16 protein-coding genes are annotated in these 19,760 nt (G+C 76.6%); all 16 read left to right on the top strand.

The features are described 5' to 3' along the window. The first annotated feature begins 29 nt into the window (after positions 1 to 29). The 16 genes from ACFVVX_RS25435 to ACFVVX_RS25360 all read left to right on the top strand — a co-directional run bounded on the left by ACFVVX_RS25435 (position 30) and on the right by ACFVVX_RS25360 (position 19,733). Positions 30 to 536, top strand: a complete 507-nt coding sequence (locus tag ACFVVX_RS25435) for a phage tail protein (protein WP_387948927.1) — start codon at positions 30 to 32, stop codon at positions 534 to 536. A 4-nt stretch (positions 537 to 540) separates the two neighbouring features. Next, positions 541 to 1,374 carry a hypothetical protein gene (locus tag ACFVVX_RS25430; RefSeq protein WP_387948926.1) on the top strand — a complete coding sequence of 278 codons (834 nt, stop codon included), beginning with the start codon at positions 541 to 543 and terminating at the stop codon, positions 1,372 to 1,374. Then, positions 1,371 to 2,312 carry a hypothetical protein gene (locus ACFVVX_RS25425; protein ID WP_387948925.1) on the top strand — a complete coding sequence of 314 codons (942 nt, stop codon included), beginning with the start codon at positions 1,371 to 1,373 and terminating at the stop codon, positions 2,310 to 2,312. Before ACFVVX_RS25430 ends, ACFVVX_RS25425 begins: the two co-directional genes overlap by 4 nt. After that, positions 2,309 to 3,538 (top strand): DUF4255 domain-containing protein, encoded by a 1,230-nt coding sequence (locus ACFVVX_RS25420; protein WP_387948924.1) that lies wholly within the window; start codon positions 2,309 to 2,311, stop codon positions 3,536 to 3,538. Before ACFVVX_RS25425 ends, ACFVVX_RS25420 begins: the two co-directional genes overlap by 4 nt. Next, positions 3,535 to 6,114: an ATP-binding protein gene (locus ACFVVX_RS25415; protein WP_387948923.1), complete on the top strand. Its 2,580-nt coding sequence runs from the start codon at positions 3,535 to 3,537 to the stop codon at positions 6,112 to 6,114. The genes ACFVVX_RS25420 and ACFVVX_RS25415 overlap by 4 nt, the downstream gene beginning before the upstream one ends. After that, on the top strand, positions 6,105 to 6,458 hold the full coding sequence (locus tag ACFVVX_RS25410) for a hypothetical protein (RefSeq protein ID WP_387948922.1): 354 nt from the start codon (positions 6,105 to 6,107) through the stop codon (positions 6,456 to 6,458). The genes ACFVVX_RS25415 and ACFVVX_RS25410 overlap by 10 nt, the downstream gene beginning before the upstream one ends. Then, complete coding sequence (locus ACFVVX_RS25405; protein ID WP_387948921.1) at positions 6,455 to 7,114, top strand: hypothetical protein; 660 nt, start codon at positions 6,455 to 6,457, stop codon at positions 7,112 to 7,114. The genes ACFVVX_RS25410 and ACFVVX_RS25405 overlap by 4 nt, the downstream gene beginning before the upstream one ends. Beyond that, entirely contained in the window at positions 7,111 to 7,473 is a 363-nt protein-coding gene (locus ACFVVX_RS25400) for a LysM domain-containing protein (RefSeq protein ID WP_387948920.1), read from the top strand. Before ACFVVX_RS25405 ends, ACFVVX_RS25400 begins: the two co-directional genes overlap by 4 nt. Next, positions 7,466 to 8,602, top strand: coding sequence for a hypothetical protein (locus ACFVVX_RS25395; protein ID WP_387948919.1), 1,137 nt, complete (start codon positions 7,466 to 7,468; stop codon positions 8,600 to 8,602). The genes ACFVVX_RS25400 and ACFVVX_RS25395 overlap by 8 nt, the downstream gene beginning before the upstream one ends. Next, the gene (locus ACFVVX_RS25390; protein ID WP_387948918.1) at positions 8,599 to 9,177 is read left to right on the top strand and encodes a phage baseplate assembly protein V; all 579 of its coding nucleotides are present in this window, start codon (positions 8,599 to 8,601) and stop codon (positions 9,175 to 9,177) included. The genes ACFVVX_RS25395 and ACFVVX_RS25390 overlap by 4 nt, the downstream gene beginning before the upstream one ends. 57 nt (positions 9,178 to 9,234) lie before the next feature. Then, positions 9,235 to 9,561 carry a hypothetical protein gene (locus tag ACFVVX_RS25385; protein WP_387948917.1) on the top strand — a complete coding sequence of 109 codons (327 nt, stop codon included), beginning with the start codon at positions 9,235 to 9,237 and terminating at the stop codon, positions 9,559 to 9,561. Next, positions 9,558 to 9,953, top strand: coding sequence for a GPW/gp25 family protein (locus tag ACFVVX_RS25380; protein WP_387948916.1), 396 nt, complete (start codon positions 9,558 to 9,560; stop codon positions 9,951 to 9,953). The genes ACFVVX_RS25385 and ACFVVX_RS25380 overlap by 4 nt, the downstream gene beginning before the upstream one ends. Next, on the top strand, positions 9,950 to 12,820 hold the full coding sequence (locus ACFVVX_RS25375; RefSeq protein WP_387948915.1) for a hypothetical protein: 2,871 nt from the start codon (positions 9,950 to 9,952) through the stop codon (positions 12,818 to 12,820). Before ACFVVX_RS25380 ends, ACFVVX_RS25375 begins: the two co-directional genes overlap by 4 nt. Then, on the top strand, positions 12,817 to 15,672 hold the full coding sequence (locus tag ACFVVX_RS25370) for a putative baseplate assembly protein (RefSeq protein ID WP_387948914.1): 2,856 nt from the start codon (positions 12,817 to 12,819) through the stop codon (positions 15,670 to 15,672). The genes ACFVVX_RS25375 and ACFVVX_RS25370 overlap by 4 nt, the downstream gene beginning before the upstream one ends. Next, entirely contained in the window at positions 15,669 to 18,305 is a 2,637-nt protein-coding gene (locus ACFVVX_RS25365) for a hypothetical protein (protein ID WP_387948913.1), read from the top strand. Before ACFVVX_RS25370 ends, ACFVVX_RS25365 begins: the two co-directional genes overlap by 4 nt. Before the next feature lie 66 nt (positions 18,306 to 18,371). Then, positions 18,372 to 19,733, top strand: coding sequence for a DUF6519 domain-containing protein (locus ACFVVX_RS25360; RefSeq protein ID WP_387948912.1), 1,362 nt, complete (start codon positions 18,372 to 18,374; stop codon positions 19,731 to 19,733). Positions 19,734 to 19,760: the final 27 nt, after the last annotated feature.

Below are 19,760 nucleotides of genomic sequence, written 5' to 3'. Positions count from 1 at the left end.
CCGGGACACGACGAGGAAGCGCAGACGACATGGCCCAGTTCACCGTCAACACCCAGCGGTTCGACCCCTACAAGAACTTCAAGTTCCGCGTGCGCTGGGACGGCCGGTACGTCCTCGGCGTCAGCAAGGTCAGCGGGCTGAAACGCACCACCGAGGTGGTCAGGCACCGCGAGGGCGGAGACCCGTCGAGCAGCCGGAAGTCCCCGGGCCGCACCGAGTACGAGGCGATCACCCTGGAGCGGGGTGTCACCCATGACCCGGAGTTCGAGCAGTGGGCCGACAAGGTCTGGAACTACGGCTCCGTCGGTGCCGAGTCCGCGCTGAAGAGCTTCCGCAAGGACGTCACCATCGAGCTGTACAACGAGGCGGGCCAGCTGGTCCTGGCCTACAAGGTGTACCGCTGCTGGGTCTCCGAGTACCAGGCCCTGCCGGACCTCGATGCCAACGCCAACGCCGTGGCCATCCAGCACCTCAAGCTGGAGAACGAGGGCTGGGAGCGCGACACCGAGATCCCCGAACCCCAGGAACAGGGGTGAGGGGGTGACCGACTCGGGTACGGAAGCGGGCCCGGAGACGGGAACGGAGTCGCGCGCACAGCCGGTGGGGGGCGGCCCCGGTCCGCGTCCACTGGCCGACGAGCTGCTGCTCGACACCTGGGAGCGGGCGAGCGCGCTCGCTCCGGTCGGGCGGCCGCTCGCCCTGCTGGCCGCGGTCTGGCCGGGCCACGGCTGGGAGCGGCTGGCCGCCGAGCCGCTCGGCCGGTCCACCGCCCGGCTCGCCGAGTTGCGCCGCTCGCTGGTCGGGGACGCGGTGGAGGCGGTGGCGTCCTGCCCGTCCTGCGCGGGCCTGGTGGAGGTCGGCTTTCCGCTGAGCCTGCTGTCCGGGAGCGGCCCTGGTGGGCCGGTCGGCCCGGACGGGCCTGACCCGGAATCGGGCGCGGAGCTGAGCGTCACGGCCGAGGGGCATGAGGTCCGCTGCCGTCCCGTCACCACCGGGGACGTCCTCGCCGTCCGGGGTGCCGCCGACCCCGCTTCGGCGCTGCTGGCGCGCTGCGTCACCGGGGCCGTCCGGCTCGGTGAGGCGGTACCGGCCGGGGAGCTCCCCGAGGGCGTCCGGGCCTCGGTGGAGGAGGCCCTGGCGGCCGCGGACCCACAGGCCGAGCCGCTGCTCGGGCTCGACTGCCCCGCCTGCGACACCCAGTGGTGGGCGCCGTTCGACCTCGGGGCCTTCCTCTGGGCCGAGGTCGAACGGCTGGCGCTGCACACCCTGGGCGAGGTCGACGCCCTCGCCCGGGCCTACGGCTGGCGCGAGTCCGACATCCTGGCGCTCGGCCGGATCCGGCGCCGCCGCTATCTGGACCTGGTGAGGGCATGAGCGAGCAGCCGGGGCGGACCGCGCCGCCCACCGCCGGAGCAGGCGGTTTCCTGGCCCGGATCGCCGCCCGCGCGGAGGGCGTGAGCGGGCCGGGGCGGTTGCGTCCGCGTCCGGTCTCGCGGTTCGAGCGGCTGCGCGAGGACGGCGGCGCCGCGCCGGACGGGAGCCCCGGTGGCGCGGACCCGTACCCCGATCCCGCGTCACCGTGGAGCGCCCCGCCGGTCGGCGCCGCTCGACAGGCCACCGACCGGTTCGCCCCGGCGGGCCCCTCGGCCGGCCCTCGGGCGGGTTCGCCGGACCGGCCCGGCGGGGCGGCGGACGCCGGGTCGTCGGTGGACCCTCGGCCGTCGCGGACCACCCCGGCACGGCCCGGTCCCGCCGGGTCTGCCGGGTCTGCCGGGTCTGTCCGGCCTGCCGAACGTGCTGAGCAGCTGTCGGCCGCCGCCTGGTCGGGCCTCGCGGCGGCGGTCGGCGCCGCTTCGGACGAGGCGTCTGCCCCGGCCGGGCCCGAGCAGGCGCCGCGCACCGCCGAGGGTCGCCCGGCGGCCGGGCCTGCGGCCGACCGGACCGACGCCGATGGCCGCGCCGACGGTGCCGACCGCGCCGCCCGCGATGGCCTCGCCGGTCGGGACGGCCCCCGGCCCCGGCCCCGGTCCCGCTCCGCGCCGGGCCGGTCGGAGCCGCCCGACCGTCGGCCGCCGTCGGCCGCCCACTCCGACGAGCCCCTCGACGGGGTCGGGCCGACCGAGTGGCCGATGCCGCAGGCCCGCCGCGGCCGGCCGTCCGCGCCGGCCCCGGTCGTCCACGTCACCATCGGCCGGGTCGAGGTGCGCGCCGTCCCCGCAGGCCCGACCGGGCCCGAGCGGGGCCGCTCCGAGGAGCCCGCCGTGACCACGCTCGACCAGTACCTCCGGCGACGTGCGAGGGACCGGGGATGAGCACCGGGCGCGCCATCGAAGCCGTCACCCAGACCCTCCGCTCGCTGCTCGGCCAGGTGGCCGCGCAGGTCACCGCGCGCCCGCTGGACCGGGCCAGGGGAGCGGGCACGGGCGGGGAGCAGCTCAACCTCTTCCTCTACGACGTCGCGCCCAACCCGGCCTGGCGCAACCTCGAACCGCCCGGCCGGTCCGCCGGCGGCGCACTCCACCCGCCGCTCGCCCTCGACCTGTCCTACCTGCTGACGGCGTACGGCGACACCCAGGACGAGGCCCCCGCCCACCGTCTGCTCGGCGAGGCCATGCAACTGCTGCACGACGGCGCGGTGCTGACGCGCGCCAAGCTCTCGGGCGTCCTCGCCGCGGCCGGGGTACACCTGCAACCGGAGCGGATCCGACTGACGCCGGTCCACCTCGGCATCGACGAGCAGTCCAAGCTCTGGTCGGGCTTCCAGACCAACTACCGGCTCTCGGTGGCGTACCGGGCGTCCGTCGTGCTGATCGACGCCCTGAAGCAGCCCGAGGCCCCGCTCCCGGTGCTCCGACGCGGCCGACTGCCCCTGGACGCGCGCGGCCAGGACCAGGGCGTGCCGGTGTCCGTCGGCGCGGCGCCCAGGCTCGACGGCCTCACCGTGCGAGCCTGGCGCGGCAACCCCTCCTTCCCGGCCCGGACGGGGGACCGGCTGGCGATCGACGGTGCGGGGATGGCGGGCGGGCGGGTACGGGCCAGGTTCGACCACCCGCGGCTGCCCGCGCCGCTCTGGGCGGACGCCGCCGCCGGCTCCACGGCCGAGCGGGTGCTGCTACCGCTCCCGCCCGCGCTGCCCGCCGGGGTCGCCACCGTGACCCTGGCGATCGGGCCGCCCGAGGGCCCGGCGATCACCAGCAACTCCCTGCCGCTGGCGGTCGCCGTCCGGCTGGGCCCACCGGCCCTCGGGGCGGTGGGTGCCACGACCGTGCGGGTCACCGTGCCCTGCGACCGCCTGCTGGTGAAGGACCAGCCCGTCCTGCTGCTCGTCGGCGGTGTGCAACTGCCGCCCACGGCCCCCGTCCAGCCGGGCACCGCCCCCTCCTTCGCGGTACCGCGCACGCTGCCCGCGCGGACGCCGCTCACCCTGCGGGTGCGGGTCGACGGGATCGACTCCGTTCCCCTGCCCGAGCCGGCTGCGGACCCGGCGAAGCCGCTGCCGACGGCCTTCGACCCCGCCCAGCAGGTGGTGCTGCCATGACCGGAATGAACGGCTCGACCGGCTCGGCCGGTGCGACCGGCGAGACCGAACCGAACGGCGACACCGGGGAGGTCGGCGACGCCGGGGAGATCAGGGAGACCAGGGAGGCCCGGGAGGCCTGGGCAACGGCAGAGGCTGCCGCCGCTGCGCGCTGGGAGGACGGCAACAACGCCTACCTCGGCGCGGCCCTGCACTGGCTGCGCCTGCGCCTGCGGAACCTCGTCGAGCAGGGCCGTGCAGAACAGGGCCGTGCAGAACAGGGGGGTGCAGAACCGGACGGCCCGGACCATGGCCGCCCGGGACAGAGCCCGGCGACCCAGCACCCCACCCCGCCCCCGTCCGGCCCGGGCGGCGCCGGCCACCGGGGGCTGTTCGGCCGCCGCCCCCGCGCGGTACCGCCCGCCGGTCCCACCCCGAACGGGACCCACGGGCGGCGGACCCCTGACAGCGCCCATATCGGCGCCCATACCGGCACCCACGCCAGGGCCCGCGAACTCGCGCTGGCGGCCGAGGCCCGGGACGCGGCGGCCGAGGCGGTCTGCTCGGCCCATGAGGAGCTCGCCCGGAAGCTGGGGCTGACCGCCTTCGAACAGGATGTCCTGCTGCTCGCCGCGGCCCGCGAGTTCGACCCGGCGGTGGACGCGCTCAGCGAGGCGGCCGGGGCCGGCGGCAGGCAGCCCGGCCCGACCTTCGGCCTCGCCCTGCGTCTGTTCGATCAGCCGGCCTGGGACGCCCTCTCCCCGGAACGACCGCTGCGCCGCCTGCACCTCGTGACCCTGGAGGGCACCGGCGGCCTCACCGCCCGGGTGCTGCGCGCGGACGAACGGGTGGTCAACTACCTCAAGGGCCTCGGTCACCTGGACGAGCGGCTGGCCGAGACGGTGGTCCCGTTGGACACCTCGGACACCTCGGACACCTCGGACACCGGTGACGACGGCAACGGTGGCGACGGTGGCGGTGCCGTGCGGCCCAGCGCCTCGCAGCGCGCGGCGGCGCACACGCTGCGCTCCGGCCTGGTCCGGACCGCCGCCGGCGGCCGTCCGCCGGCGGTCAACCTGGTGGGCCCGGACACGGTCAGCAAGCAGCTGCTGGCGGGCGAGGTCGCGGCCGGGCTGGGGCGGGTCCTGGTCCGCGTCCCGGTGGCCGCGCTGCCGGTACAGGCCGGTGCCGCCGCCCTCGTCGCGCGGCTCTGGGAGCGCGAGACGCTGCTCGCGCCGCTGGCCCTCTACCTGGACGCGGGCGACGAGGCAGCCGAGGCCGGCCCGGAGGCGGCCGCCGCCGTCACCCGGCTGCTGGCGCAGCTGCACGGACCGGTCTTCCTGGACAGCCGCGAGGCGTGGCCGCACCTCGGCCCTGGCGCCCTGGTGGTCGACGTGGCCGGGCCGACCACGGCGGAGCAGCGGGCCGTCTGGGCGGATGTGCTCGGGCCCGGCGGGGAGCGGCTCGCGGGCGAGCTGGCCGCCCAGTTCGACCTCGACCCGGTGGCCATCGGCCGGGCCGCGCTGGCGGTCGCCGACGACCAGGCGGGCGGTACGGGCGATACGGGCGGTACGGGTGCTGTCGGCGGTACTGGCGGTACTGGCGGTTCCGGCGGTTCCGGCGACACGGGCGCGGCGGCCGAACCGGCCGAGGAACTGCGCTCCCGGGTGTGGAGCGCCTGTCTGGCGGTGACCAGGCCGCGGCTCGACCTGCTGGCCCAGCGGCTGGAGGTCCGCGCGCGCCGGGAGGATCTGGTCCTCCCGGCGGAGATCACCGAGCAGCTCGACCGGATCCGCGACCAGGTGCGCCACCGCGCGGTGGTCTACGAGGACTGGGGTGTCGCCCGGCGGACGGCCCGCGGGCTCGGGATCACCGCGCTGTTCGCGGGGGAGAGCGGCACGGGCAAGACCACGACGGCGGAGGTGCTCGCCCGGGAGCTCTGCCTCGACCTGTACCGGATCGACCTCTCGGCGGTGATGAGCAAGTACATCGGCGAGACCGAGAAGAACCTGCGACGGCTGTTCGACGCGGCCGAGCGCGGCGGAGCGATCCTCTTCTTCGACGAGGCCGACGCGCTGTACGGCCGGCGCAGCGAGGTCAAGGACAGCCACGACCGCTATGCCAACGTGCAGGTCGGCTATCTGCTGCAGCGGATGGAGGCGTACCGGGGGCTGGCGATCCTGGCGACCAACATGAAGGGCGCGCTCGACCAGGCGTTCACCCGGCGGCTGCGCTTCGTGCTGGACTTCCCGTTCCCCGGACCGGCCGAGCGCGAGGCGATCTGGCGCCGGGCGTTCGCCCCCGGGGTCGCCACCGACCTCGACCACGCCCGGCTGGCCCGGTTCGGGTTGGCCGGCGGCAGCATCCACAACATCGCGATGAACGCCACCTTCGCGGCCGCCGGCGGTGGCGGGGGAATCGGTGGCGGAGGTGGCGGCCGGGTCGCCGACATGCCGACGGTGCTGTCGGCCCTGCGGATGGAGTGCCGCAAGCTCGGGCTCGTCCTGGACGAGAGCGAGTTCGACGCCGAGTGGGAGCCCGCGCAGGCCGCGGCAGGCCTGGCGGCCGGGGGAGACGGGAGCCGGGCATGGACGTGATCGTGCACATCGAGCACCTGGTGGTCGATGGTGTGGAGCTCGGACCGGGCGGCGCCGAGCGGCTGCGGGCGGCGCTGGCCGAGGCCCTGGCCACAACCCTCGGCGAGGCCCAGGCCCAGGCCCTGACCCTGACCCAGGCCCAGAACCCCACCCCGCCGCCCGCCGGACCCCCCACCCCGCCGCTCGCCGGACCGCTCGCCCGGGCATCGGCGCGGCCCCCGACCGGGCTGACCGTGCCGCTCCCGGCGGGCGGGCCGCTGGGCCCGGGAGGGGCGTCGGCGCTCGGCCGGGCCGCGGGCCGGGCGCTGGGCGCCGGCCTCGCCGCCGGGGGAGGTGCGGTGTGACGGGATTCCCGCGCTCCCCGCGTCTGATGCGGGGCGGCATCGTCGAGCTCGACCCGGCCTCCGGCTCGGTGCTGCGGATGATCGCCCTGCAGTACAACCCCGACAGCCTGACCCGCGGCTTCCAGGTCCAGGACACCGGGGAGGAGCGCCACCAGCGGTCCCAGCCGCTGCGCTTCAAGGCGCCGCCGGTGGAGACCATCACGGTGGAGGCCGAGCTGGACGCCGCCGACCAGCTGGAGTTCCCCGACTCCTTCCCCGATGCCGGGAAGCTCGGGGTGCACCCGCAGCTGGCCGCGCTGGAGCTGCTGGTCTACCCGGGCGTGGACCAGCTCGTCGCGGCCGACCGCTCCGCCGCCGCGGGGTCGCTGGAGATCCTGCCGATGGAGGCGCCGCTCACCGTCTTCGTCTGGAGCCCCAGCCGGATCGTGCCGGTCCGGGTCACCGAGCTGTCGGTGACGGAGGAGGCGTTCGACCCGGCCCTCAACCCGCTGCGGGCCAAGGTGCGGCTCGGCATGCGGGTCCTGTCGGTCAACGACGTCGGCTTCGGCCACCGCGCCGGCGGGCTCTACCTCGCCCATCAGCGACGGCTGGAGGCGCTGGCCGCCCGGGCCGGCTCGGCCGGCTTCGCGGTGTTCGGTACCGGAGGCATGACATGACGTTCCCCGAGCTCTTCCCCGGCGGCCTGCCGCAGCCGCCGCAGGCCCCGGCCTTCCCCGCGACCAGCCGCTACAGCGGGCTGCCGCTGGCGACGGCCGAGCTGGAGGGCCGGCAGGTGCGCTATGTCACCCGGCGGTTCGTCCCGCAGCCGGAGCGCTTCGCCGCCCTGCGCGAGCACCTCGTCGCGGCGGGGGACCGCCCGGACACCCTGGCGGCCGCGGAGCTGGGCGATCCGGAGCGGTTCTGGCTGCTCTGCGATGCCAACGGCGTGCTGGACCCGGCCGAGCTGACCGCCGAGGTCGGCCGGCGGCTGCGGATCACGCTGCCCGAGGGCGTGCCGGGGGCGGCCGATGCTTAGCGGACCGGTCCACCTCACCCTGCTCGTCGGCCCCGCCGTCCCCCTGCCGGTACCCCGGTTCGTGCTGGACGCCCTGACCGGCGTCACCGTGCACAGCACGGCCGAGCCCGGCGGGCAGAGCGCCTTCGAGCTGACCTTCGAGCTGGAGAAGGACTCCCCGCTGCCCGCCGTCTTCCTCCTGGTCGGCGGGAGCCTGCCGCCGGTGCTGCGGGTGGTGGTCGCGGTGACGGTGGGCAGCCTGCCCGAGGTCCTGATCGACGGGGTGCTGACCTCCACGAGCCTGGCGCCGGGCACGGACGGTGCCCCCGCCGTGCTGACCGTCCACGGGATGGACCTCACCGCCCTGATGGAGAAGATCGACGGCACCGGCACGCCGTTCCCGGCCATGCCCGTGGCGGCCCGGGTGCTCACGGTGCTGGCCAAGTACGCCGTCCTCGGGGTGGTCCCGGCGGTGGTGCCGGCGCTGGTCGCCGACGTGCCCAACCCGCTGGAGCGGATCCCGGTGCAGCAGGGCACCGACCTCGCCTATCTGCGCCGGCTCGCCGCCCGCTCGGGCTACGTGTTCACCCACATCCCCGGTCCCGTCCCGGGCGCCAGCGTCGCCTACTGGGGGCCGCAGGCGAAGATCGGCCTGCCGCAGCCGGCGCTCAACGTCGACATGGACGTCCAGACCAACGTCCGTTCCCTCACCTTCCGTTACGACGCGGAGTCCGCGACCCTGCCGGTGGTCTTCATCCACCACCCGGAGACCAAGGCGGTCATCCCGGTGCCCATTCCGAACGTCTCGCCGCTCAACCCCCCGCTCGGCGCCCTCCAGCCGGTCCCGCACCGGATCCGCCGGCTCCGGGAGACGGCCAAGCTCGGCGTCGCCGAGGCCGTGCTGCTCGGGATGGCCCGGGCCTCCGCCACGGCCGACGCGGTCAGGGCCGAGGGCAGCCTCGACGTGCAGCGCTACGGGCGGGTGCTGCGCCCGCGCGCGCTGGTCGGCGTCCGCGGCGCGGGCACCGCCTTCGACGGCCTCTACTTCGTCCAGTCGGTCGACCACCGGCTCGAACGGGGCTCCTTCACCCAGCAGTTCACCCTGGTCCGGAACGGACTGGTCTCGACCCTCCCGGTGGTGCCGGTATGACCATGACCGACGACGACAGCGACTACCGGGACCCGCTCGGCGGCCCGGCCGGCCAGGACGGCGGCGGCGAGCCGCGCTACTACGGCAAGTACCGGGGGACCGTCTTCAACAACCTCGACCCGCTCGGGAAGGGCCGGATCCAGGCTCTCGTCCCCGACGTCTTCGGCGTGCTGCCCTCCACCTGGGCGCTGCCCTGTGTGCCGGTGGCCGGCCCGCAGTGCGGGGTCTGGGCGGTGCCGCCGTTCGGGGCCGGGGTCTGGATGGAGTTCGAGCAGGGGAATCCGGGTGACCCGATCTGGACCGGTGGGTTCTGGGGCAGCCCGACCGAGGTGCCGGCGCTCGCCCGGGCGGGCCTCCCGGCCAGCCCGAGCATCGTCCTGCAGACCCTCGGCCAGAACACCCTCGCCATCTCGGACGCCCCCGGCGCGGCCGGCGGGATCCTGCTCAAGGCCCGTGGCGGGGCCTCGATCACCGTCAACGACCAGGGGATCGTGATCCAGAACGGCCGGGGGGCCAGTCTGGTGCTCACCGGCAACCAGGTCCTCGTCAACATCAACGCACTCGTCGTGCAGTGAGTCGTGCAGTGAGTCGTGCAGTGAGTCGTGCAGTGAACGGACGTGAGGGAGACAGCGATGCCGGGACCGGTCCTGCACGAGGGCGCCGTCGTCCAGTGCGCCCACGGCGGGCGCGCGGCGCCGCCGAGCAGCTATCCGCGGGTGCTGGTCGGCGGCCTGCCGGTCTGCGTCCAGCAGGTGCCGCACCTGGTCGCGGGCTGCCCGCTGCCGCCGCCGCCCGCCGCCAACGGGCCCTGTGTGACGGCCCCCTGGACGACCGGCTCGCTGCGGGTGAGCGTGGGCGGCGGGCTGCCGCTGGTGCTCTTCGACAGCCGGGCGACGGCCGTGCCGAGCGGCGCGCCGCTGCTCGTCGTCTCCTCGCAGCAGCGGGTGGTGGCCACATGAGCAGCCCGCCGGGCGACCGCGAACGGGTCGACGTGGCCTTCCCGTTCCACTTCGACGCGCGCGGGCGCACGGCCCGGCCCGCGGACCACCAGCGGCACGTCGGCGAGCTGTTGGAGCAGCTGCTGTTCACCTCCCCGGGCGAGCGGGTCAACCGGCCCGACTTCGGCTGCGGGCTGCTCCAGCTGGTCTTCGCCCCCAACAGCCCCGAACTCGCCGCCACGGTCGAGTACACCGCCCGCGCCGCCGTCCAGCGCTGGCTGGGCGACGTCCTCGACCTGGTCGACCTCCGCGCCGTCGCCGAGGAGTCGGTGCTGACGGTGGACGTCAGATACGTGGTGCGTCGGACCCGGCAGGAGGCCGAGGCCCGCTTCGTCCGGGAGGTGCCCCGATGACCGCCGAGCTGCCCACCCGACACCTGCCCACGCAGGACCCGCCCACCCGGGACGGGCCCGCCACCGACCCGCACACCGCCGACCAGCACCCCGCCGTCGGCCCCTACCGCGCCGACGACCTCTGCTGCGCCACCGACCACCGCCGCGAGCAGGTGGTCCGCCGCGGCCTCAACGGGATCGACGGCATCGAGGCCGCCGATCCCGACCCGGGGGACGGCACGGTCGCCCTCTGCGTCACCCTGCTCGGCCCGGTGCCCGCCGACCTGACGGTCCACCACCTGAGGATCGACACGGCTCCCGGCGCCCGCCGGGTCCACGTGCTCGGCGTCCGCGCCCGGCCGCCGCACGACGAGGACGAGGACGGCTGCCTGGAGGTGACCCTCGACCGGACGGGGGACGCCACCACCTACCACCTGGCCCTGGTCGAACCCGGTCCGCACGGACACCCGGGCCGGCGGCCGCTGCACGGCTTCGACCTCCGCTACCACCGGGCGCCCTTCGGGTTCTGCGCCGGCCGGGCCACCGACACCGACTGCCCGCCCGGGCCCGGCTGCCCGCCGGTGGCCGTGCCCGCGCCCGCGCTCGACTACCTGGCCAAGGACTACGCCTCCTTCCGGCAGCTGATCCTCGACCGGCTGGGCCTGCTGGTGCCGGGCCTGCGCGAGCGGCACATCCCCGACCTCGGCATCACCCTGGTCGAACTCCTCGCCCACACCGCCGACCTGCTCAGTTACCACCAGGACGCCGTGGCCACCGAGGCCTACCTCGGCACCGCCCGCCGCCGGATCTCCGTCCGCCGCCACGCCCGGCTGGTCGACTACCGGGTGCACGAGGGATGCAACGCCCGGGCCTTCGTCCACCTCGCCGTCCACGACGAACCCTCCCCGCCCTGGCGGGCCGACGAGATCGCCCTGTTCACCGCCTTCGACGGCGCGCCGCCGCCGGGGCACCCGCTGCGCTGGGAGGACCTGCCTCCGCAGGCTCTCGACGGCACCCACGGCTTCGAGCCGCTGACCGACGACCCGCACGGCGTCCTGCCGCTCTTCCCGGCGCACAACGCGATCCCGTTCCACGACTGGGGCGACGGCGAGTGCTCGCTGCCCGCCGGTGCCACCTCCGTCACCCTGACCGACGCCCCCGAACCCCGGCAGCTGCGGCTGGGGCCGGGCGACTTCCTGCTCCTGGAGGAGGTCCTCGGCCCGCGCACCGGACGCCCGGGTGACGCCGACCCGACGCATCGGCACGTGGTCCGGCTCACCTGGGTGCGGCGGGGGTACGACCCGCTGTGCCGCACCCCCGTGCTGACGGTCGGCTGGGACGAGCGGGACGCCCTGCCGTTCCCGCTCTGCGTCTCCACCCTCGGCCCCGCCCCGGACTGCCGTCCGCTCGGCGGGGTCGCCCTGGCCCGGGGGAACATCCTGCTGGCCGACCACGGCACCCGGGTCGAGGAGTGGCTCGGCCCGGTGCCCGGCACCCAGGAGCCGCCGCGCTGCGAGGCCGAGTGCCGGCCGGCCGAGCAGGCCCCCGCCGCCGGCCGGTTCCGCCCCCGGCTCACCCGCCCCCACCTCACCCACGCCGAACCGCTGCCGGTCGCCTCCGACGGTGACGGCTGCGACGACGGTGGCGACGGCAACGGCTGTGACGGCGGCGGACGTGATGGGGACGGCTGCTGCGGAGGCCCGCCGGGCGCCGCCGAACTCCTGCACCGCGACCCGCGCGCCGCCGCCCCCGCGGTCCGGCTGACCGAGACGGTCGGCCGGGCGGTCTGGCTGCCCGCCCCCGACCTGCTGGCGAGCGCGCCCGACGACCGGCGGTTCGTGGTCGAGACGGACGACGAGCGGGTCTCCTGGCTGCGCTTCGGCGACGGCCGCACCGGGCGGCGGCCCGACCCGGGGGCGACCTTCCTCGCGCGCTACCGGATCGGCGAGGGACCGGTCGGCAACGTCGGCGCGGAGACCATCACCCACCTGGCGCTGCGGCCCGGCGTGCGCGGGCACGACCTCGTCGTCCGCCCGCGCAACCCGCTGCCGGCGGCGGGCGGCACCCCGCCCGAGACTCCGGCGCAGGCCCGCCCGGCCGCCCCGCAGGCCTTCCGGGCCCTGCGCGAACGGGCCGTTACCTCCGAGGACTACGCCGAGCTGGCCCGGCGCGCCGGCGGCGACCGGCTGCAGGGGGCCGCGGCCGACCTGGTCTGGACGGGCAGCTGGTACGAGGCCGACGTGGCCCTCGACCTGCGCGTCGGCGGTCCCACCGGGGGCTGCGGCTGCGCGCCGCCGGGCGGCACCGCCCCACCACCCGCCGGCGCCCCGCCAGTCGGCACGGCCCAGCCAGCCGTCGGCGCCCAACCATCCGGCACCGCCCCACCAGACGCTGGCCCCCCACCAGACGCCGGCCCCCCGCCGGGCGACGGCTGCCGGGGCGCGGACTGCACCGGCCGGAAGATCGCCGCCGCTCTGGAACGCGCCCGCCGGCTCGGCCACGACCTGCGGGTCTCACCCGCCACCCCGGTCCCGGTGGAGCTCGAACTCACCGTCTGCGTGGAGCCGTTCCGCATCCGGGCACAGGTCGCCCAGGCGCTGCGGGAGGAGTTCTCGGCCGGGGTGCTGCCCGACGGGCGGCTCGGCTGGTTCCACCCGGACCGCTGGGGCTTCGGCGAGGGCGTGTACGTCAGCCGGGTCCTCGCCGCGGCCCAGGCCGTCCCCGGAGTCTCCTCCGCCGAGGTCACCCGGCTGCGCCGGCAGGGCGAGCCGGACCAGGGCGCGCTCCACCAGGGCGTGCTGCCGGTCGGCCCGCGCGAGATCGTCCTCCTCGACGCCACCCGGCCGCGCGGCGGCCGGATCACCGTCACCGCGGCAGGTGGCCGATGAACAACCGCACCTGCGGCTGCCACGGATGCACCGGCGCGCTGCCCGGAGCGATGCCCGGACCGGCGGCCAACCCGCCCGGCCTGGCCGCCCTGCGGCTGCGCGTCGGCACCCACCCGACCTTCCTGGCCGCGATGCTCGACCGGCTCGCCTCGGCCGGGCTGCCCGGACTCGCCGGCCTGACCACCCGCGCGGCCGACGACCCGGCGATCGCCCTCTGCGACGCCTGGGCCGCCGTCGCCGACGTGCTGACCTTCTACCAGGAGCGGCTCGGCAACGAGGGCTACCTGCGCACCGCGGGCGACCCCCGCTCGGTGCACGAGCTGACCCGGCTGATCGGCTACCGCCCCCGGCCGGGCGTGGCGGCCGGCACCCACCTCTCCTTCACCCTGGAGGCCGGGCACGACGAGGTGATCCCGGCCGGCACCAGGGTGCAGAGCCTGCCCGGGCCCGGCGAACTGGCCCAGACGTACGAGACGAGCGGCCCGCTGCCGGCGCTGGCCGCCGCCAACCGGCTGCCGATCCGGGCCACCCGGCCGCAGGAGATCACCGACGACAACGCCGCGCGGCTGCCGGAGCTCTGGCTCGACGGCGTCGCCACCCGCCTGAGGCCGAACGACCTGCTGGTCATCCGGATCGCCTCGGGTGAGGAGGTCCACCACGAGCCCCGCCGGGTCGCGGCCGTCGAGGAGGACGCGGCACGGCAGCGCACCCGGGTGGCGCTGGTCGGCGGCGAGCAGCCGGAACCCGCGCCGTGGCAGCGGATCGACGGCCTGCAACAGCTGGTCGACCGCCTCACCGACCGGTCCGCGCCCGCCGTGCCGCGGATCCCGCTCCCCGGTCCGGAGCAGGAGGACTCCCGGCTCCGACTGGCCGAACTGCTCCACCCCGACCTCGCCGGAGCCCTGCACTCGGCCTGGGCCGGGGCCACCGTGGCCGGCCCGCCGACCGTCGAGGTCTACGCGCTGCGGGTCGCCGCACCGCTGTTCGGGCACAACGCGTCGCGCAAGCCCGCCTACCAGCGCGGTCAGCCGCTGCCCGTGGAGCAGTGGCCCGACTGGGACCAGCAGCTGGACGGCGACGGCCGGACCGTTCCCGCGGACCTGCCGGAGAGCGGGCAGGTCATCCACCTCGACCACCCGTACCCGGACATCCGCAGCGGCACCCTCGTCGTGGTGGCCGTCCCGGTGGCCGCGCAGCAGCAGGGCGACCGCCGCGCACAGGGCGACCGCCGGGCACAGGACAGCCGCCGGGCGCAGGGCACCGAGCCCTTCCAGGTCCTCGGCGCCCGGCCCGGTGCCCCGATCACCGTCGACCTGGTGGCCCGCTCGGCCTACGGCCTGGCGCTCAGGACGACCAGGATCACCCTCGGCGGGTGCGAACAGTGGACGCCACCGACGACGATGGACCAGCTGAGGGCCGTCACCGTCCACGCCGCCCCCGAACTGCTCCCGCTGGCCGAACTCCCGGTCACCGAGCCGGTGCAGGGCGACGTCCTGGAGCTCGCCGGGCTGGTCGACGGCCTGCGGGCCGGACGCCTGCTGGTGGTCGCCGGCGAGCGGGCCGACCTCCCGGGAGTCGCCGGTGTCGGCGCCGCCGAACTCGCCGTGATCGCCGAGGTGCGCCAGGGCACGGCCCGCCGCCGCGGACCCTGCGGCACCGAGGCCGCGCCCGTCGCCGGCGAGCGCAACCACGGCTTCGTGCTGCTCGAACGCCCGCTGGCCCACCGCTACCGGCGCGACACGGTGGCCGTCCACGGGAACGTCGTGCACGCCACCCACGGCGAGAGCCGCACCGAGGTGCTCGGCAGCGGCGACGCCTCCGTGGCCCACCAGCGCTTCGCCCTGCGCAGCGGCCCGCTCACCCACGTCTCCGCGCCGACCCCCACCGGCGTCGAGAGCACCCTCGACCTCACCGTGGACGCCGTCCACTGGCCGGAGGTCCCCCGGTTCCTCGGCCTCGGCCCGGACGACCGGGGCTACGTCACCGAGACCGACGAACACGCCGGCACCACCGTCGTCCTCCCCGACGGCACGGCCGGCCGACGGCCCCCGACCGGTGCCGAGAACATCCGGGCCCGCTACCGGACGGGGATCGGCAGTGCCGGCAACACCGGGGCCGGCCGGATCACCCTGCTCGCCGACAAGCCGCTCGGGGTCCGGGACGTGGTCAACCCGCTGCCCGCCGACGGCGGCACCGACCCGGAGCGGCCCGACCAGGCCAGGGCCAACGCGCTGCTGCCGCTGAAGACCCTCGACCGGCTGGTCTCGCTGAGCGACCACGCCGACTTCGCCCGGGCCTTCGCCGGGGTCGGCAAGGCCTCCGCCGACCGGCTGGCCGACGGCCGGGGCGGCCTGATCGCCGTCACCGTCACCGGCGTGGACGGCGCGCCGCTGCACCCGGACTCCGACGTGGTCGGACACCTCCGGGCCGCGCTGCGCCGCTACGGCGACCCGGCCGTCCGGATCCGGGTGCTGCCCGCCGAGCGGCTGGTCGTCGCGGTGGGCGCCCGGGTGCGGCTGCTCCCCGACCACCGCTGGTCCGCCGTCGGTCCGGCGCTCCGGGCGGCCCTGCTGGACGCCTTCGGGCCGCTCCGCCGCGACCTGGCGCAGCGCCTGGTCGCCTCCGAGGTGGCGGCGGTCCTCCAGGCCGTCCCCGGCGTGCACTCCTGCAGCGGTCCGCGGCTGGCGTACGTGGCACCGGGCCGGCCGTCCGCCCCGGAGGACGGGCACCCGGGCCCCTGGCTGGCGGCCCTGGGCGCCCGGCGCAGCGGCGACGACCTGCTGCCCGCGCAGCACCTCTGCACGGCGGCCGAGCTGCCCGAAGCCCTCGAACTCACGGAGGATGCCCCATGACCGAGCCCGGCCCGGGCGCCACCGCGTCCGACCGCCTGTTCGACCTGCTCCCGCTGGTGCACCGGATGCGCGACGAGGCGGCGGGCCACCCGCTGCGCGACCTGCTGCGGGTGATCGCCGAGCAGGTCCAGGTGGTCGAGGAGGACATCGCGCGGCAGTACGAGAACTGGTTCGTGGAGACCGCCGAGGACTGGGCGGTCCCCTACCTGGCGGACCTGGTCGGCTGGTCGCCCGTCCCGGACGCCGGCTGGACGGCCGCCGGGCAGCCCGGCCGCGACCTGGCCCGCCGCTCCGCCCTCGCCCCCCGCCAGGACGTCGCCAACACGCTGCGCCACCGCCGCCGCAAGGGGACGAAGGCGCTGCTGGAGGAGCTGGCCCGGGACGTCGCCGGGCTGCCGGGCCACGCCGTCGAGGCCTACCGGCTGCTCGCCCGGCACCAGCAGGCGAACCACCTCCAGGAGGGCCGGGGGCGGACGACCGAGGTGCGCGACGGCGCGCTGCTCGCCGGCCTCGGCGGGCCGTTCGACCGTGCGGCCCACACCGTCGACGTGCGCCGGGCGGGCTCGCGCCGCACCCGGGGCCTGCACAACATCCCCGAGGTGGGCCTGTTCGTCTGGCGCCTGCGCCCCTACCCGGTGACGGACACCCGGGCCGGGCAGGTCGAACGGGTCGGGCGGTGGGCGTTCACCTTCGACCCGATGGGCTTCCCGGTGCAGCTGTTCGGCCGCGGCGCGGACGGCGAGCGCGGGCGCCACCCGCGGGAGCAGGCCGATGTGCCGGGCCCGATCGACCGGCGTGCCCTCGGCCCGCTCGGCCGCGCCGACGGGCGGTACTACGGCGAGGGGCGGTCCCTGGTGATCCACGCCTTCGACTGGCCCCGGCGCGGGCGGTCCGGGCCGGTGCCGGCGGAGCAGGTGGTCCCGGCGGACCTCAGCGACTGGGACTCCTACCGGCCGCTGCCGGGCACCGTCGCCGTCGACCCGGTGCTCGGGCGGATGCTCTTCCCGCGCCGCAACCCGCCCTCCCGGGTCCAGGTCGGCTACCACTACGGCTTCAGCGCCGACCTGGGCGGCGGGGAGTACCCGCGTCCGCTGCCCGAACCGCCGGAGGCCGACACCTACCGGATCCACCGCACCGACCTGACCGACCCGGACGCCCTGCTGGCCGCGGTCCGGACCGGCGCCGACCCGACGGCCGCGCTGGTCCGGGGGCACTGGTCGGGCGAGACCGGCGTGGCGGCGCTGGCCGAGGCCCTGAACGCGGCGCTGCTGGACGAGGCGCTCTTCGCACTCACCGGGCCGGACGGGCCGGCGCCGACCGGCGGTCCGCTGCTGGTGGCCAACCGGCAGCACCTGGAGGCGCTCTGGCCGTCCTGGATCAAGCCCGCCCGCTGGTACCGGGGGGTGGCCGACACGGTGGAGTTCCAGCGGGCCCTGCACGACTGGCGGCGGGCCAGGCCGCGGTACGCGGTCATCGAGATCACCCGCAGCGAGGTGCTCGCGACCACCGCCGAGCTGGTCGTGGGGCCGGATCAGCACCTGCTCGTCCGGGCCGCCCAGCGCACCCGCCCGGTGCTCTGGCTCGCCGACCGCCGCGCGGACGAGCCCGACTCGCTGAGCGTCGCGCTGGCCCCCGGCGGCCGGCTGACCCTGGACGGCCTGACCGTGGGCGGCCGCGCGGTGCACCTGTCCGGGCGTGAACGGGACCACGGCGGCCACGACGCGGGCCTCGACGAAGGCCTCGACGAAAGCCGTGCCGAAAGCCGCGCCGAAAGCCTCGACGAAAGCCGCGCCGAGAACCGTGCCGAAAGCCGTGACGAGAACAGCGACGGGAACCGCGAGGAGAGCCGCGAGGAGAGCCGCGACCAGGGTGGGGACGGGAGGCCCGGGTGCCGGCCCACCACCCGGGTGGTGATCCGGCACTGCACGCTCGTCCCCGGCTGGGCGCCCGGCCCGCGCTGCGACGGCGACCGGCCCGCCCCGCCCTCCCTGGAGCTGTCCGCCCTGCCCGGCGCCGAGGTGGAGATCAGCCACTCGATCACCGGCCCGGTGCAGGTCGAGCCCGCCCCGGGCCGCGGGGAGCCGCTCCGGCTGAGCGTCGCCGACTCCGTCCTCGACGCCACCCACCCCGCCCTGGAGGCGATCGGCGCGGGCGGCCCCGGCGTGGCCCGCGCCGTCCTCGACATCACCCGGACGACCGTCCTCGGCACCGTCCAGGTGCACGCCGTCGAACGCGGGGAGAACACCGTCTTCACCGGCCGGATCAAGGCCGCCCGGCGGTCCCCCGGCTGCCTCCGGTTCTGCTGGGTGCCGCCCGGCTCGCGCACGCCCCGGCGGTTCCACTGCCAGCCCGACACCGCCCTGGCCGCCCTGGGCGACGCACCGCCCCCGGACCTCGTCACCGAGACCGAACGCCGGCTGCGCCCGCGCTTCACCTCCGTCCGCTACCCCGAGGCGGCGTACGCCCAGCTCGCCGCCGACTGTCCCGCGGAGATCCGCGGCGGCGCCGACGACGGCTCCGAACTCGGGGCCTTCCACGACCTCTACCTACCGCAGCGGCTGGCCGCGCTGAGCGCCCGGCTCGCCGAGTACGTCCCGGCGGGCCTGGACGCCGCCGTCATCCCGGTGAACTGACCCGCGCCCGCTCCGCGAACCGACCCGCGCCCGTCCCCGTGGCGCCCCTGTGAAGTGAGGACCCGTATGCACGCCGACGTCGAGCGGTTCAGCTTCGACCAGCGCAGGCACTTCCTGCGCGTGGTCCAGCAGCAGGGCAGGGTGACGCTGCCGGCCGACGGCAACGAGCAGGTCGCCATCCTGCTGCACCACCTCCAGGCGCTCGCCGAGGACCTGATCGGCCCGTACGGAGTGCCGTCCCCGGCCTCCGGCGGCGCCCTCGGGCCGGGCTTCCGGATCGACAAGCCGCCGGCGGACGGGGGGACGGGCGTGCTGCGGATCGGCCGGGGCCGGTACTGGGTGCACGGCCGGGCCTGCGAGAACGACACCGAGGACCTCCTGTTCACCGCCCAGCCCGACCTGCCCGACGCCGGAGTGCCGAAGGACGGCGTCCACCTGGCCTACCTCGACGTCTGGGAGCGGCATCTCTCGGCCGCGGAGGACGACACCATCCGGGAGGTCGCCCTCGGCGGCCCCGACACCTGCTCCCGCACCCGGCTGGTGTGGCGGGTCCGGCTCACCGCGGACACCCCGCCGGGGCGGGCGATGGACGCCACCGACATCGCCGCCAACTGGAGCGCCTGGGAGACCTTCCTGCAGCCGCCCGACCGGGGCCTGCTCGCCGTCCGGGCCGACCGCGGCTCCGGCCCGCAGGAACCCTGCGCCGCCGATCCGGTGGCCGGCTACCTCGGGCCCGAGAACCAGCTCTACCGGGTCCAGATCCAGCGCGGCAGTGCCGACGGTGCCCCGACCTTCAGCTGGTCGCGGGACAACGGCTCGGTCGTGCACCCGGCGGTGCGGATCGCCGGCACCACCGCCGTGCTGCGCGACCAGCCCCGGGACAAGCGCACCGCCCCGGCGGTCGGCAGCCTGGTCGAGGTGGTCGACGACCACGGCACGCTGCGCGGCACGCCCGGCCTGCTGGCCCGCGTCCTGGACATCGACGACGAGGGCGAGGAGTACGTCGTCCACCTCTCCACCGGCCCCGCCGAGCCGATCGGGGCCGACCGCCACCCGCTGCTGCGCCGCTGGGACCACCCCGACGTGGACGGCGGTGGCGCCGTCCCCCGGCGTGCCGACGACGGCGCGCTGGTCGTCGAGGCGCCCGGCGGGGCGGGGTGGCTGACCCTGGAGGACGGCGTCCAGATCCGCTTCCGCCCGCCGTCCGGGACCGGCACGGTCTACCGCACGGGCGACTACTGGACCTTCCCGGCCCGGACCCTCACCGGCGACGTCGGCTGGCCCCGGGGCGCGGACGGCCTCCCCGCCGACGTCCCGCCTCACGGAGTGGACCACGTGTACGGGCCGCTCGCCGTGGTCACCGTCGAGGGCGGCCGGGCCACGGCCGTCCAGGACCTCCGGAGGGGCTTTCGGCCCACCACGGTGTGACCGCCGGCCAGGCCCGTCGCGCCGAAC

The sequence above is a fragment of the Kitasatospora sp. NPDC058170 genome (assembly GCF_042883905.1).
Lineage (GTDB): Bacteria > Actinomycetota > Actinomycetes > Streptomycetales > Streptomycetaceae > Kitasatospora.
The sequence above is the reverse complement of the archived record's forward strand: the minus strand, read 5'-3'. Positions and strand labels throughout refer to the sequence as shown.

Coding starts and splice junctions, on each gene's coding strand:
- ACFVVX_RS25435 (WP_387948927.1), top strand. CDS start 30: ATGGCCCAGTTCACCGTCAACACCCAGCGGTTCGACCCCTACAAGAAC.
- ACFVVX_RS25425 (WP_387948925.1), top strand. CDS start 1,371: ATGAGCGAGCAGCCGGGGCGGACCGCGCCGCCCACCGCCGGAGCAGGC.
- ACFVVX_RS25420 (WP_387948924.1), top strand. CDS start 2,309: ATGAGCACCGGGCGCGCCATCGAAGCCGTCACCCAGACCCTCCGCTCG.
- ACFVVX_RS25415 (WP_387948923.1), top strand. CDS start 3,535: ATGACCGGAATGAACGGCTCGACCGGCTCGGCCGGTGCGACCGGCGAG.
- ACFVVX_RS25410 (WP_387948922.1), top strand. CDS start 6,105: ATGGACGTGATCGTGCACATCGAGCACCTGGTGGTCGATGGTGTGGAG.
- ACFVVX_RS25400 (WP_387948920.1), top strand. CDS start 7,111: ATGACGTTCCCCGAGCTCTTCCCCGGCGGCCTGCCGCAGCCGCCGCAG.
- ACFVVX_RS25395 (WP_387948919.1), top strand. CDS start 7,466: ATGCTTAGCGGACCGGTCCACCTCACCCTGCTCGTCGGCCCCGCCGTC.
- ACFVVX_RS25390 (WP_387948918.1), top strand. CDS start 8,599: ATGACCATGACCGACGACGACAGCGACTACCGGGACCCGCTCGGCGGC.
- ACFVVX_RS25385 (WP_387948917.1), top strand. CDS start 9,235: ATGCCGGGACCGGTCCTGCACGAGGGCGCCGTCGTCCAGTGCGCCCAC.
- ACFVVX_RS25380 (WP_387948916.1), top strand. CDS start 9,558: ATGAGCAGCCCGCCGGGCGACCGCGAACGGGTCGACGTGGCCTTCCCG.
- ACFVVX_RS25375 (WP_387948915.1), top strand. CDS start 9,950: ATGACCGCCGAGCTGCCCACCCGACACCTGCCCACGCAGGACCCGCCC.
- ACFVVX_RS25370 (WP_387948914.1), top strand. CDS start 12,817: ATGAACAACCGCACCTGCGGCTGCCACGGATGCACCGGCGCGCTGCCC.
- ACFVVX_RS25365 (WP_387948913.1), top strand. CDS start 15,669: ATGACCGAGCCCGGCCCGGGCGCCACCGCGTCCGACCGCCTGTTCGAC.
- ACFVVX_RS25360 (WP_387948912.1), top strand. CDS start 18,372: ATGCACGCCGACGTCGAGCGGTTCAGCTTCGACCAGCGCAGGCACTTC.